The organism is Hoylesella loescheii DSM 19665 = JCM 12249 = ATCC 15930 (assembly GCF_000378085.1).
Taxonomy (GTDB): Bacteria; Bacteroidota; Bacteroidia; order Bacteroidales; family Bacteroidaceae; genus Prevotella; species Prevotella loescheii.
Map to the genome: position 1 here is coordinate 248,581 of NZ_KB899212.1, position 14,603 is coordinate 263,183.

The 14,603-nt window shown below is 44.5% G+C and carries 14 protein-coding genes and 1 pseudogene; 13 read left to right on the forward strand and 2 right to left on the reverse strand.

The window, feature by feature from the left end; genetic code table 11:
• The first annotated feature begins 45 nt into the window (after positions 1-45).
• From F453_RS0104670 to F453_RS0104705, 8 genes are all read left to right on the forward strand, one after another.
• Positions 46-1,257: a bifunctional 3,4-dihydroxy-2-butanone-4-phosphate synthase/GTP cyclohydrolase II gene (locus tag F453_RS0104670; RefSeq protein ID WP_018966967.1), complete on the forward strand. Its 1,212-nt coding sequence runs from the start codon at positions 46-48 to the stop codon at positions 1,255-1,257.
• A 525-nt stretch (positions 1,258-1,782) separates the two neighbouring features.
• Complete coding sequence (locus F453_RS0104675) at positions 1,783-2,976, forward strand: pyridoxal phosphate-dependent aminotransferase (protein WP_018966968.1); 1,194 nt, start codon at positions 1,783-1,785, stop codon at positions 2,974-2,976.
• 252 nt (positions 2,977-3,228) lie between these two features.
• Positions 3,229-4,059: a MotA/TolQ/ExbB proton channel family protein gene (locus tag F453_RS0104680; RefSeq protein ID WP_009236450.1), complete on the forward strand. Its 831-nt coding sequence runs from the start codon at positions 3,229-3,231 to the stop codon at positions 4,057-4,059.
• A gap of 31 nt (positions 4,060-4,090) precedes the next feature.
• Complete coding sequence (locus tag F453_RS0104685) at positions 4,091-4,702, forward strand: ExbD/TolR family protein (RefSeq protein WP_018966969.1); 612 nt, start codon at positions 4,091-4,093, stop codon at positions 4,700-4,702.
• Between the two features lie 3 nt (positions 4,703-4,705).
• Positions 4,706-5,365 carry an ExbD/TolR family protein gene (locus F453_RS0104690; RefSeq protein WP_018966970.1) on the forward strand — a complete coding sequence of 220 codons (660 nt, stop codon included), beginning with the start codon at positions 4,706-4,708 and terminating at the stop codon, positions 5,363-5,365.
• Positions 5,366-5,406: 41 nt separating this feature from the next.
• Positions 5,407-6,240 carry an energy transducer TonB gene (locus F453_RS0104695; RefSeq protein ID WP_018966971.1) on the forward strand — a complete coding sequence of 278 codons (834 nt, stop codon included), beginning with the start codon at positions 5,407-5,409 and terminating at the stop codon, positions 6,238-6,240.
• 6 nt (positions 6,241-6,246) lie between these two features.
• Positions 6,247-7,209, forward strand: coding sequence for a PstS family phosphate ABC transporter substrate-binding protein (locus F453_RS0104700; protein WP_018966972.1), 963 nt, complete (start codon positions 6,247-6,249; stop codon positions 7,207-7,209).
• Between the two features lie 434 nt (positions 7,210-7,643).
• A complete protein-coding gene (locus F453_RS0104705) occupies positions 7,644-9,062 on the forward strand; it encodes a tetratricopeptide repeat protein (RefSeq protein WP_025789908.1) in 1,419 nt (472 codons plus the stop codon).
• 374 nt (positions 9,063-9,436) lie between these two features.
• Here F453_RS0104705 and F453_RS16100 read toward each other — a convergent pair.
• A pseudogene (locus tag F453_RS16100) lies at positions 9,437-9,649 on the reverse strand (hypothetical protein).
• A gap of 1,164 nt (positions 9,650-10,813) precedes the next feature.
• Between F453_RS16100 and F453_RS0104710 the strand changes: the two are divergent.
• The 5 genes from F453_RS0104710 to F453_RS15815 all read left to right on the forward strand — a co-directional run bounded on the left by F453_RS0104710 (position 10,814) and on the right by F453_RS15815 (position 13,070).
• Positions 10,814-11,038 (forward strand): DUF6140 family protein, encoded by a 225-nt coding sequence (locus F453_RS0104710; RefSeq protein WP_018966974.1) that lies wholly within the window; start codon positions 10,814-10,816, stop codon positions 11,036-11,038.
• A 19-nt stretch (positions 11,039-11,057) separates the two neighbouring features.
• The gene (locus F453_RS0104715; protein ID WP_018966975.1) at positions 11,058-11,678 is read left to right on the forward strand and encodes an ADP-ribosylation factor-like protein; all 621 of its coding nucleotides are present in this window, start codon (positions 11,058-11,060) and stop codon (positions 11,676-11,678) included.
• Positions 11,679-12,116, forward strand: a complete 438-nt coding sequence (locus F453_RS0104720; RefSeq protein ID WP_018966976.1) for a hypothetical protein — start codon at positions 11,679-11,681, stop codon at positions 12,114-12,116.
• Entirely contained in the window at positions 12,113-12,847 is a 735-nt protein-coding gene (locus F453_RS0104725) for a hypothetical protein (protein WP_018966977.1), read from the forward strand. Before F453_RS0104720 ends, F453_RS0104725 begins: the two co-directional genes overlap by 4 nt.
• Before the next feature lie 79 nt (positions 12,848-12,926).
• Positions 12,927-13,070: a hypothetical protein gene (locus tag F453_RS15815; protein ID WP_018966978.1), complete on the forward strand. Its 144-nt coding sequence runs from the start codon at positions 12,927-12,929 to the stop codon at positions 13,068-13,070.
• Between the two features lie 104 nt (positions 13,071-13,174).
• On the opposite strand, the gene F453_RS0104735 is transcribed toward F453_RS15815, so the two are convergent.
• Positions 13,175-14,575 (reverse strand): hypothetical protein, encoded by a 1,401-nt coding sequence (locus tag F453_RS0104735; protein ID WP_234398359.1) that lies wholly within the window; start codon positions 14,573-14,575, stop codon positions 13,175-13,177.
• Positions 14,576-14,603: the final 28 nt, after the last annotated feature.

Here is a 14,603-nt window from a genome sequence, read left to right on the forward strand (position 1 = left end):
GGGTGAGGCTTTATAATAATGTATACAATAAAAATATAAACAAACATGTCAGAAATAAAACTCAATAGCGTAGAAGAGGCAATAGCGGACTTTAAAGAAGGTAAGTTCGTGATTGTTGTAGACGATGAAGACCGCGAAAACGAAGGTGACCTCATCGCAGCAGCCGAAAAGATAACGCCCGAAATGGTGAACTTCATGCTGAAACATGCCCGTGGCGTGTTGTGTGTACCTATCACCTTGTCGCGCTGTAAGGAGCTGAACCTGCCCCATCAGGTGAACGACAACACCTCGGTGTTGGGTACGCCGTTCACGGTTACAGTGGATAAGTTGGAAGGTTGTTCAACAGGCGTGTCGGCTCACGACCGTGCAGAGACCATCCGAGCATTGGCCGACCCCGCATCTACACCCGAAACGTTCGGTCGTCCTGGACACATCAATCCCCTTTATGCCCAAGATAACGGTGTGTTGAGACGCAGTGGGCACACCGAAGCGGCAATAGACCTGTGCCGAATGGCTGGTCTGTATCCGGCGGGAGCGTTGATGGAGATAATGAATGAAGACGGAACGATGGCGCGTTTGCCAGAATTGAAGGTGATGGCAGATAAATATGGTATGAAGCTGATAAGCATTAAAGACATGATTGCCTATCGCTTGAAGACCGAATCGCTGATCGAAGTGGGCCAAACGGTGGATATGCCCACCAAGTATGGCCATTTCAAGCTTACGCCATTCCGTCAAATTAGCAACGGCCTGGAGCATTTCGCACTGACCAAAGGCGAATGGAAAGATGATGATGAAGTGCTGGTTAGGGTGCATTCGTCGTGTGCAACGGGCGACATCCTAGGTAGTATGCGCTGCGATTGTGGTGATCAGCTGCACCATTCACTAGAAATGATAGAGAAAGAAGGTCGTGGCGTGCTCGTATATATGCAGCAAGAGGGTAGGGGAATTGGACTGATGAACAAGATTGCTGCCTACAAACTGCAAGAGCAAGGTTATGATACGGTGGACGCTAACGTACATCTAGGCTTCAAGCCTGATGAGCGCGACTATGGATGTGGGGCTCAAATGCTTCGTCATCTGCGTGTGCACAAGATGCGACTTATCACCAATAACCCAGTTAAACGCGTGGGACTGGAAGCCTACGGATTGGAAATAACCGAGAATGTGCCTGTTGAGGTTCATCCCAACGAATACGATTACAAATATCTTAAAACCAAACAAGATCGTATGGGTCATGATCTCCACCTGAAATAAACGTGCTTTTGCGTGTAGTGACTTGCCCGTACGGATATGGCGTTCTTGCTCGGTAGCCTATGCGCCTGTGCCAATTTGGGCAGCCCTATTTATTTGGTTGGATATACAAGCAAGCTAACTTACCTGCAAGTTAACATATTTATACGTTGGCAAATTGGTAAGTTAGCTTGCTTTTTGTCAATTTATATTCCCGCGTGTTTATATCGTTATCTCTTTGTTTTCCAAATTTTCACTCTTTGAAAACCTCTTCATATTAGTCCTTTATCCTTATTGTCTACCCGTCAAGGTTCGTGCTGTTTCTTTTGTTAACTTGTAAACTTACCCTATGTCAACTCGTTAATTCGCTAGTTGAACCCTAAGCTGATCTTGAAAACCAAAAACGCCCCAATTAAAATGTTCGTTTAGGGCGAAACTATGGCAAATAAAAGAAAAATCAATGTTTTTGTAAAATAAACTCGCTTTTGTTTCGTTAGCTGTGATATAATAAGTACATTTGCACAATAAACCTTCTAAACAAGAATAGTTATGGCACAATTATCCGACAGACTAAATAGACTCTCACCCTCGGCAACCCTCGCAATGTCGCAAAAGAGTGGAGAAATGAAAGCACAGGGTATCGATGTCATCAACCTGAGTGTGGGCGAACCAGACTTCAACACGCCTGATCACATCAAGGATGCTGCGAAGAAAGCTGTGGACGAGAACTATTCTAGATACTCTCCTGTGCCTGGTTATCCCGAACTGAGGAAGGCTATCGTGGACAAACTACAGAAAGAAAACAATCTGGAGTATGGTCTTAACGAGGTGCTGGTGTCGAATGGTGCTAAACAATGCGTGTGCAACGCAGTTATGGCTTTAGTGAACAATGGCGATGAGGTAATTGTGCCTGCACCATATTGGGTGAGTTATCCACAAATGGTGAAGCTTGCTGGCGGAACCCCCGTTTATGTAAATGCTGGATTTGAGCAAAACTTTAAGATGGCACCTCAGCAACTTGAGGCCGCCATCACGCCTAAAACGAAGATGCTCATACTTTGCTCGCCAAGCAATCCAACAGGTAGCGTGTATTCGAAAGAAGAACTCCAGGCTTTGGCCGACGTGATACGCCGACACGACGATCTCTATGTGTTGGCCGATGAGATATACGAACACATCAACTATGTTGGTAAACATGCGAGCATCGCTCAGTTCGATGGCATGAAGGAACGCTGTATCATCGTCAATGGCGTGTCAAAGGCATATGCGATGACGGGATGGCGTATTGGTTATATGGCTGCTCCCGAATGGATAATAAAAGGATGTAATAAGCTGCAAGGACAATATACCAGCGGTCCATGCTCGGTAAGTCAGAAGGCGGCTGAGGCTGCTTACACGCTCGATCAAGGTTGTGTGGAAGACATGCGGTTGGCTTTCGAACGCAGAAGGAATCTTGTGGTGAAGCTGGCAAAGGAAATAGACGGACTGGAAGTGAATGTTCCAGAAGGTGCTTTCTATCTCTTCCCAAAGTGTAGCAGTTTCTTCGGCAAGCGTACCGATGGTTACGTGATTAATAACGCAACCGATTTGGCGATGTATCTGCTTGAAGTGGGACATGTGGCAACGGTTTCAGGTGATGCCTTTGGCGATCCTGAGTGCATCAGGTTCAGTTACGCCACTAGCGACGATAATCTTCGTGAGGCGATGAAGCGCATTAAGGAGGCTCTCGAGAAACTTGTATAATATTGTGAATGGTGACAAAAAGCAGTTTTTTTTCCATATAATGGTACGTTAATGCTGTATAGCAGCCTTATTGGCAACTTTTAGTCGTTAAAACTTCTTAATTGTGTTTCAATTTATACAATAATGAGTATCTTTGCGAGACCATTAAGGACAAAGCCCAACAACAAATCAGCATTTGGACGAACGTCTATACTATAAGGAACAAAATAAAACTTAAATATTTATTAACAACTAAAATTTAAAAATTAAATTATGGCAACACAGAAAACAGCCAGCCCTGCAAATAAGTCTCAGGGCTTTCAAGGAATTAGAGCAGCATTTTGGGTAATCGTTTGCTGCTTCATCATCGCTGCATGCTTCTTCAAGTTCTATTTGGGAAGTCCATCGCACTTCCAAGGTGGAGATAACGAAGGACACCCGCTAGATATTTGGGGAACGATATACAAGGGTGGTCTTGTGGTTCCTGTAATTCAGACTTTGTTGTTGACCGTGCTCGCACTTTCTGTTGAGCGTTGGTTGGCATTGCGCACCGCATTTGGTACGGGTTCGCTCACCAAATTCGTTGCTAACATCAAGGCAGCCCTTAACGCTAAGGACTTCAACCGTGCACAACAACTTTGCGACAAGCAAAAAGGTTCGGTGGCTAACGTTGTTTCGGCTTCGCTTACTGCTTATAAGGCAATGGAGTCTGTAACTGGTATCAAGCTTTCTCAGAAGATTGCTAAGATACAGCAAGCTCACGAAGAGGCTACTCAGCTTGAAATGCCTACCTTGCAGATGAACCTTCCCATCCTCGCAACTCTCGTAACGCTGGGTACACTTACTGGTCTTCTCGGTACTGTAACGGGTATGATCAAGTCGTTCCAGGCTCTTGCCGCTGGTGGCGGTGGCGACTCGCTCGCTCTTTCTGCTGGTATTTCTGAGGCCCTTATCAATACGGCCTTCGGTATCACCACTTCGTGGTTCGCAGTTATTTCTTACGGTTTCTTTACCAATAAGATCGATAAACTGACCTACGCACTTGATGAGGTTGGTTATTCTATCGCTCAGACCTACGAAGCCAACCACGCAGAAGAAGCTTAATTTTTTGCTAACCCTTTAAAAATTTATCACTATGGGTAAAGTAAAAATTAAGAAGAAATCCACTTGGATCGACATGACCCCGATGAGCGACGTCATGGTGCTCCTTCTAACGTTCTTCATGTTGACGTCTACTTTCGTCAAGAATGAACCCGTGAAGGTAGTTACTCCTGGCTCGGTATCGGAAATAAAGGTCCCCGAGAAGAGTGTGCTGAATATTCTTGTCGATAAGTCGGGCAAGATATTCATGAGTATGGACAATCAAAATGACACACAGGCTGTGCTTGAAGGCATGAGCGAACTTTATGGAATGAAGTTCACACCACAACAAGTGAACAAGTTCAAGAAGGACGCCATGTGGGGAGTTCCCATGAACACCATCCAACAGTATCTCTCTCTCACAGAGACCGAGATGGCACAGCAGTTGAAGAACTATGGCATTCCTACCGACAGTATTGACGGAAAGGAAAGCGAGTTCCAACTTTGGGTGAAGGAAGCACGTAAGGTTAACACCGACGTGAAGCTCGCCATTAAAGCTGACGAGAAAACGCCTTATGCTGTGGTTAAGAAGGTGATGTCCGAACTCCAAGATATGAGCGAAAACCGTTACTATCTCATTACATCGTATAAAAAGGTGGAGGAATAAAGAATGGCTGAACTAGTTGAACAAGGAAAAGGCGGCGGAAAACAAAAGAAAAAAGACGTCCGCGTTGACTTCACCCCGATGGTGGACATGATGATGCTTCTTATCACCTTCTTCATGCTCTGTACCTCTTTGGCTAAGCCACAGACGATGGAATTGAGTATGCCTAGTAACGATAAGAATATGACAGACGATGATAAATCGGTGACAAAGGCCTCACAGACTATTACGATCTACGTGGCCGGTAACGATAAGATTTATCACGTCGATGGTTTGCCTAACTACAACGACCCTTCTACGATGAAGGAGACAACATGGGGCGCAAAAGGTATCCGTAATGTACTGATCAACCACCAAACGGAAGACGGTACGATACCAGTAAGACAAATCATGGCTGCTAAGGCCAAGCTCGACAAGAAGAAGTTGGAAAACCCAAAGTTCACTCAGGAAGAGTACGACAAGGAATTGTCTAAGCTCAAAGCTGGTGAAATAGATGGCCAGAAAATACCAACGCTGACCATTATTATAAAGGCTACCGACAAGGCTTCTTATAAGAACTTGGTAGATGTTCTCGACGAAATGCAGATTTGCAGTATAGGTAAATACGTTATCGATAAAATCAATCCCCAAGACAGCGAAATGCTGAAGAAGAGGGGTGTTGAATAAGTCGATGGCCTATTAATGATTAATTAAGAAAGGAGAAAACTATGTCAAAGATTGATTTGGTTGCTGGCGATTGGGTAGACCTCGTGTTTGAAGGTAAAAACCAAGCGTATGGTGCGTATAAGCTCCGTAAGGGTACCACCAAGCGCAACATCATCGCCATGATCTCTATCCTTGCTGCTGCAGTCGTTGTGTTCTCGATTGTCGCTATTAAAAGCGTAATCGAGGCAAACCGCGGAAAGGTTGACGTTACTCAGGTAACTGAGATATCTCAAATCAACCAACCCAAGAAAAAGGCTGAGGTGAAACAGAAACCCAAAGTGGATGTGGAACCCGAAAAGGTTGTTGAACGTGTGAAGAGCTCTGTGAAGTTTACAGCACCTGTTATTAAGCGTGACGACCAAGTGAAGCCTGAGGATGAAATCAAGACACAAGAAGAAATCATGTCTACCAAGACAGCTATCGGTGCCCTTGACGTAAAGGGTAACGACGATGCTGCTGGTGAAGTGCTCAAGATTAAGGAAGCTGTGGCACAGCCCGAGCCTAAACCCGAAGTAGAAACAAAGATCTTCGAGGTGGTTGAGCAGATGCCTCAATTCCCTGGTGGCGACGCTGCATTGATGAAATTCTTGTCGGAAAACGTGAAGTACCCTGTCGTAGCACAGGAGAACGGCGTACAAGGACGTGTTGTTATATCGTTCGTTGTAGAGCGTGATGGCTCTATCACCGACGTGAAGGTGGCTCGTTCCGTAGACCCCTCTCTAGACCGCGAGGCCGCTCGTGTTGTTAAGAGCATGCCCAACTGGATTCCAGGTAAGCAGAATGGTTCGGCTGTACGTGTTAAGTACAACGTTCCGGTTTCATTCAGACTGCAATAGCATTTTATGAAAAAACGCATAACATCTTACACAATCGTAGGATTAGCACTGTGTAGCCTTGTTCTTGCCGCTTGTGGAGAAAGCAAGCGCAAGAATGGGCGCACGGACACATATTCGTCAGGGGTGATTAGTTTCGCCTCTGACGAAAGTTTTAGTCCCATCATCGACGAAGAGCGCGAGGTCTTCCATTCTGTCTATCCCCAAGCCACGGTCAATCCCATTTATATCACCGAGGGCGAAGGTCTCACCCTCTTGCTGAAGGATAGCGTTAACCTTGTTATCACCAGTCGTGATTTTAAGAAGAAAGAGTACCAGAGCCTTTATGATAGGCAGTTCCGTCCGCAGACCATTAAGTTGGCATACGACGGATTGGCGCTCATCGTAAACAAGAACAATGTCGACACCTGCATCTCTGTTAAAGATCTTGCACGTGTTCTTCGCGGAGAAGCGAAGAATTGGAGCGACATCTTCCCTGGCTCTAAGCGGGGCACCATCACGGTGGTTTTCGACAATAAGCGGTCTAGCACCGTGCACTTCGCCGAAGACTCCATACTTGGCGGAAAACCCATCACCAACCCAAATGTCGTTGCAACGAACAAAACGGCTGAAGTGGTGGATTACGTTGAGAAAACTCCTAATGCTATCGGTATCATCGGTAGTAATTGGCTCAACGACAAGCGAGATAGCACCAATCTCACCTTCAAGAAGAATATTCGTGTAATGTCGGTAAGCAGAAAAGACAAAGGTACCCCTGCCAACAGCTGGAAACCTTACCAATATTATATATATAACGGTAATTATCCGTTGATACGCACCATTTACGCCCTTCTCAACGACCCCTATCAGGGGCTTCCTTGGGGATTTGCGCAGTTTATGGCCTCGCCCAAAGGGCAGCTTATCATCCTCAAGTCTGGTTTGTTGCCTGTTCAAGGTAACATAACTATAAGGGATGTTAATGTTAATCAATAGATAAAACAATTCAGGCTTTTCATCGTCTAAGTAGGTATAGACATGTTGAAGCATGTATCATCGGGCAGTTTCAAGTAGGCTCTTGATTTCGGCCGCATGGTGTTTCGTATTACTTTCCTAAGTTTCAAACACCACACAATGCTTCGCTCACTAGGGCGAATGTCATTAGCCGAAAATGCAAAAGCAACAACAAAGTGTCCCTTGAAGTGGATGATGTAGACAGCCTTCAATGGCATTTGTACTTTGGTATTCACTTCTTCGGTGTGTATCTAACGCACATACTTTCACAAAAGGTGCGAAAAATACCCGAGGATGACTGCTTAAGAACAACTATCAACGAAGCGTTAGCCCATTCGCTGACGTCGTGTCGCAACGGGCTGTTTATTCAACACACCTTCAAAACATGCCAGAAGTATTATAAAGAACGTAGGATTATGAAGACAGTTAAATATCTTTTACTAGGTGCGTTGATGGTAGGCATCGGCGCGCCGCTCATGGCGCAAGACAATAAGTCTACTATCGACGCCATCTCTAAGGTAATTAAGGCCAACCCTGCCGGTTCAAAAGACCAGGTTAAGGAGGTGTTCAAGAAGAACAAGAAGAATGCCGAGGTGTTGGTTGGTATCGGACAGGCTTATTTCGAGGCCAAAGATACGGCCAATGCTAAGCATTACGCCAACCTTGCCATTAAGGCCAACAAAAACTACGGTCAAGGTTACATCCTCTTGGGCGACATCGAAGTGTTGAACGATGATGGTGGAGCCGCAGCCGCATGGTATCAGCAGGCCATCTATTTCGACCCGAAAAACCCCGAGGGATATTTCAAGTATGCCAACATCTACCGCGGACGTAGTCCGGAAGAGGCCGTTGCAAAGCTCAACGACTTGCGTGCACAACGCCCTGATGTGGCTGTTGACGCTCTTGCAGGGCGTATCCTCTATGCCTCTAACCGCATGGAGCAGAGCTTGCAGTATTATGACAAGGTAACCGACAAGAGCAAACTCGAAGATGTAGACATTACCAACTACGCCACTGAGGCATGGATGTTGCAGAAGCGCGACAAGAGTTTGGAAATGGCTCTTTACGGATTGTCGCGCAACCCACGTAAGGCAGCTTGGAACCGTTTGGCCTTCTACAATCTTACGGATATGGAGCGCACAGCTGAGGCTTTGAAGTATGCCGATGCACTTTTCAACGCTTCCGACAGTTCTAAATTCACTGGCTTCGACTATACCTATTATGGTACGGCCTTGAAGAACGATAAGCAATACGATAAGGCTATCGAGATGTTCAATAAGGCTATGGAAGAGAACAAGGGCAATGAGGAGCTAGTTAACAGCAACCGTAAGGCTCTTTCCGACCTCTTTTTGGCTAAAGAAGATTTCGATAAGGCTACGGCTTATTATGAAGAATACCTCAAACATGCCCCCAAAACGACTGCTAGCGACATGGCCGGACTGGCTACCATCTACATGAATCTTGCTGCAAAGCAGACAGGCGACCAACAAAAGGCTTCGTTTAAGAAGGCTGATGACGTTTATGCACGTTTGGGTGAGAAGTTCCCAGCCAACATCGATTTCGCCAATTTCATGCGTGCTCGCATCAATTCCAATCTTGATCCCGAAACCAAAGAGGGTCTTGCTAAACCTTTCTACGAGGCTATCGTAAACTCTTTGGCTAATAAAACCGACCGCGACAAGGCCGATAACGCCCGCTTGACGGAAGCCTATCGTTACCTAGGTTATTATTTCTTGGTAAAGAACGATAAGGCAACGGCCGATGGGTATTGGAAGAAAGTATTGGAAATTGATCCTGATAACGAAACGGCTAAACAAGCTTTGGGTGTCAAGTAATGCCCTTCAACAAGGATTATCCATAAATTTAATTTAGATATTTTCATTTGGGGGTGTGCCACACAGGTGTGGTGCACCCCTTTTTTGTATTTCTCTCATTGTGACTTAGACAGGAAGAAAAGGTGAAGGAGTGAGAAGTTGAAAAGACGCTTAGACCTTACTTCATCACTATGCGTATAGTCCATACACGAGTTTGGGATAAGAGATGTTCGCTATGTCAACTATCGCGTAGCGCTAGTTGGTGATACTTCCATTCGCTTTTTATCTAATCTTGCCCAAGAATGCATCGTAGCTTATCCCGAATTATCGTAACGTTTGATACCTGCTGGACACCATCTAGGGAGCTCGTTCCACCTCCTATTACCGCCACTAACTCACCCTTCCAACCTCCAACGCCACTTTTCACGCCTCACCCTATAAGCTCGTGTAGTGAGCTTTTTAAGCTCCCGCTTTGTTACAGCTAAGTTGGACTCCTGTTCCAGCTAAGTTGGAATAGGGTTCCAATTCAACTGGAACAGCATTCCAGATAACATGGAACAGCCGTCCAAAACATATTTAACACGGCGGTTAATGTAATAATGCATTATCGGGGCCTAGAAAGCGCATCTTCGGAACTGTGAAAATGCGAACGACGGAAGGGTTGATTGGTGAGTTTGGGATAAGTGACCATGCCCCCTGAACAGGATTGGACAGGTAAAGAAATGGCTATCTCGCCAACTAGTGCTAAGCAACAGAAGGCATAACGATTGTGTTTTATCCCGAACTCGCGTAGTGCTGGCAGCGAAAAATCTTCGTTTTCACCAATTGTTTAAAACTTTTTTAGTATTTTTGCAGTGTCGTCTTAACGATACCACGCTTCTGTTTGCGGATAGTGGTCATCAAGATGGCACATACATAATGGAAAGACGTTTACCCACGTTTTGTCTTTGGCGTATATGAATCTCGCAAATTCGAACTTGCAGTCAGAGACGAGGCAACAAGTAGATGTCCTCAATGATGTGATTATTACGCCCTTTACACTTGGGCATGACGGCGGATTGTCGCCTAGTGCATTGTCCTTGCTGTATGAAGAGGCTATATATAGCGCATCGGCGTGGGGCTCTACAGTTGCTCGTTCTACTGTAAGGGCAATGCGAGAGCCTATATGCGCGGGACGGGTGACGGTAGTCTCCGCGCTTTTTGTTATCGTATGCTCCACAAAGCACTAAACAAACACTAAAAACTCGTCCTATCATGGAGACACAAGGACATGAACGCTTAATGCCTATGAAACCCTTATCTACAATATTGACTTAGCTGTTGGTAGCCCATAAAGGACGGCTCATACGGACCTATGCCTGCAAACTGCAGACTGCATACGTCTAGACGCATTTCCGTGCTATGTCTTCGCCAGGGTGTACACTTGGCTCATGCCCATAAGTGTGTAGTTTCTTTGCTTTGTATCTGTGTCCGTGACGTATGCCAATACGTTATGTTCACATTCTGTATGTACCCCATTCACATTCTCCGTTCGCTATAAATACAACCACATGGCCTATGCCTAACTTTGCATTTGTAACCAGTGGCGATGTGGACAGCAGCAACCCACGGCTCTAAACCGTAGCTAACTCCGCCTTACCCAATAACAATAAAACAAATCTCACGAAGAGCTGTCATGGTAGCACACAATGTAAGCTATCTCCTTATTATATATGTGTCGCCCTGCCACTGCTTCACAAGAAAAGCATAAAACAACATCAAACTAATAAGATATGGCAAAATACCGAATAACCACTAAACATTTGCGAACCAACAACGGCGTTCGCATCGAGCCCGGCATGTCCGTGGAAGTGATAACCCCCACCATCGGCAACCCCGTTGTCAACAATGGCGGCACATTAGTTCAACAAGCTTTCCTCCGTATCTATGGCGTTGACATTAAGAAGGCAGGCTGCTTGAATATGGGGGAGTTGAGTGCAGAGGAAATAACAGATTAGTTAATCAAAGAGTAATGTTATGATTGATTTAATTATTGAGGCCTTATTGGCTTACTTCTTGTTAAAGCCTTCTCAGAAGACGAAAAAGATAGCCATCCTGGGAATTAAAGGATCAGGAAAAACAACTCTGTGGAATGGCTTACGAGACAAAAACGAGGTAGAATATGTAACAACCCACTATCAAGAGATAGATGAGTTTTCAATTAAAAGTGGAAAGGACGAAGTAACGATTGCCTCCACCAAAGATATTGGAGGAGGAGATTATTATGTGCCTTGCTATGACGAGCTCATAGAAGACGGCACGTTTATTTACTTCCTTGTAGACATCAACACAATTAAAGAAAACAAGGATGCAATAAGAATGCGACTACGCAAGATATTCAATATGATAAAAGGTGAAAGTGGTGAGGACGGCAAGAAAGACTGTGGTTTCAAAATTCTTGTAACCCACACAGACGTATTCTTTAACAACAACTTAAAATGTATGCCAAAAGCACAACTCATCGAATATGTAAATGATGGGTTAGAACTTGCAACGATAAAAGGCTTGCCAAGAGATATGGCGAAGAGAATAGAAACTGTAAATCTCAACTCGCCAAATGATATAAAAACAATTAAAGACGAAATAATAGACAGATAAATGGAAACTAGCATTTTATGGTATCAGCCTGCAAGGCTAAGTGAGCAGGATGTTATAATACACAATGGTGAAAGGGTTGAAGATGCATTAAAATGCGCTGAACACTTCGGGTTGATAAAACAACAAGCTGATTTTGTACTTAAAAAAAACAGCCCTTGGTGCGGTAAGGTGCGCAATTTCTTCTTCATGAAAGGTAATCTGGATGCCAAGGATGAACTAGGACGTACCATGAGCTTTATGTATATAACGGATTTACCCAATCCGAAAGAGGCATTGAAACATGATTTGGAACTGGCTGGCCTTGGCTTAGCTTCCTCTTCTGAAAACTGCTTAAACAGAAACAGCCGATTGACAACATTCCAAATCGCACTAATCTCTATAGCCATATTAACAATTGTAACTTTAATTATTTACTCATTAAGCATAATAGATAAATGAAAAAGGAATTATTGATAGTTGTAGACAAGGATTATCACAATGGTTTGAAAAGTGGTTTTTACCCAGAAATGCTTACAGACGATGTGAATAGAAGGGTAGAATTCGTCAATCCAGACGAGGTGACTCAACCAAACTTTACGCTACATACACCACCTTCCTTTGATGACAAAGACTTATACATTAAAGACAGCCATAGTAATGTGTATGTGAGAATGGATGATGACAACATAGAAAAGTTGTTTATCACTTCACAGTGTAATGCTGTAAAAGAGGCGTTGGTAAGAATGGGTGCAAAGCGTATCACAATTAAAAAGACTGTTAAGGACACAGATAAAGAAGAAACAGAGCTGAATGGGAATGCCAAACATACTCTTGTCAAAGGTGCGGTGCATGTTGGTTGGGATAAATCAACCTCGATAAACCTGCAAGGAATGATTTCTAGCGAAGACCCTAACCGTGAACCTAAACCTTTTGCCGATGTAATGGCATTCATAAATGAACATGGACTGGCTAACGATACATTTCTTACCATGTTAGCTGATAGACTAAGATGTGACGAACGGCTATCAGGTAAAGAGGAAATGACTGTTAACTGGCTGTGTGAACTCAAAAGTTCGTGGAATTTTGCCGTAGATATTAAAGCCAAGTTGGTAAACGCACACGCGGATGCCATGCACAAGAAAGAGCATATCCACGAGTTTACTTCGGTAATTGAAGTAGATTTTGGGTAGAATCAACAAAACGACTGGGAATAAATGTTGTACAATACAAGATAGTATAATAGTAAAACCATTCAAAAATTAATACACTATGGCAATAACAATTAAGCCTGTTGTCGAGCTTCTAAAGCCCTTTGCTAAGCAAGCAGCTGAGGCTGCCGCAACTTTTGTTATACAAGAAGGCATAAAAAAGATATTTGAAAAGAAAGAAACGAAGAACAAGCAAAAGAAATAAAAAGTATCTATAGCTTTTGTAGTTATATACTTTACGGTTTCCCCCTCCATCCTCTCTACCTGCATTGCGAGTTTGCAGTCAATTAAGAGGGTGGAGGGGGATAATTAAGTTGGCAGTTGTTCCCAATTCGGCACCTTGGTTATGCCATACTTCTCTAATACTTCGGGCTCGATGGGCAGGTAGATGTCTAGCTCGTCGAAGGCAAGATATGCTTTGTCGTCCATAAGCAGTTGACCAACGTTGTCGCCCATTTTGATTCTCTCAAAACCGTCATGTGCGTCACGCGGAACGCGATAAAGAAAGTCTTCGTCTGTCGATAAAATGTAGATGTAGTTTATAGAGACGGCGAAAAGACTGGGATAAAACGTGTATTCGGCCGAGGAATATTGGGCTGTAACGCCCTTGTTGTGTGTTATCCAATTGGCGTATTGCTCGTTCAAGGCTTCGTCTGTTACGCGTGTAAGGTTGATTTTGGCAGACCATACGTTAGAGGGAAACTCACGACGCAGGTTTAATTCAGTCGGATGTTTCTCCTCCAACTTCTCTACAAGGTAGTATGTGTTTACTGATTCTGAATAGGGATGGCCCTGTATGTGTTGCCAAAACGCTAAGAGGTGCATGATGTTGGCAACAGGTTTGCCCTGTTCTCCCCATAAGAACCTGATGAGGAAACGCGTGTGGCGCATTGTTCCATCGGCTAATTTCTCCCAGTGGAACATAAAATGTCCTGTGTTATTGTCGGCCTCAATAAACTGCCAAAAGTGCGTATACTCGTTGCGCCCTTCGCATTCGTTCCAAAAGCCATCAAGGTCTAGCGCCACCGTCTGTTGCTTCACGTTGTCTGCCGTATCGTAAATCCCTTGTGGGTGGGATAAGCCATTATAGATTTCCAGCACTTCGCGAGTGTGGTAAATCAGCATCAGCCTTGTTTTCTTCTTCTCCTGTCTCGCCTTAACCAACGCAGGGAGTGAGGTGAAGACGCGCGTGTTGCTGGTAAAGCGTTTGAGCAACTGCATCACCGACTCGTATTTTTGGCCCATGTCTGTTGCATCGCCATCGCGCGAACCATAACCGGGGATGGCTTTTAGCAAGAAAGAAATGAGGAAGGGTACGCTGATATCTTGTGCAAGGACTTGCTGAAATATTTGTGATATACGGCTATTAAGATTAGTTGGTGGTTCGAGGGAATAGTAGAACAGGAGTAGTTGGTAGGCCAACTCTTCGGGATTGGCACGCCGTGCGAGATGTTTGTCGTAGAAATGCCATGCAACGCTGTATTCTGCTAACAGTTCTTCGAGGTCTATCACTTCGTCGGTATCAAGTCGAACTTGCTCTTTAAGGTCTCGAAAAGCGGCGCGCATACGCTGAACCGACTTAAAGCTTCTCTTCACACCATTGTTGTGTAGAGAATGGTTGTCTAGCCAGTCTTCTAGTTCTGCCATCCTGTTGAACAACAGACGGGTGTTGGCAATGGCCGTAAGCCATTCTTCGTATGTTTCTTTCATGTTTGTTTTCATACGGCAAAGTTACGGA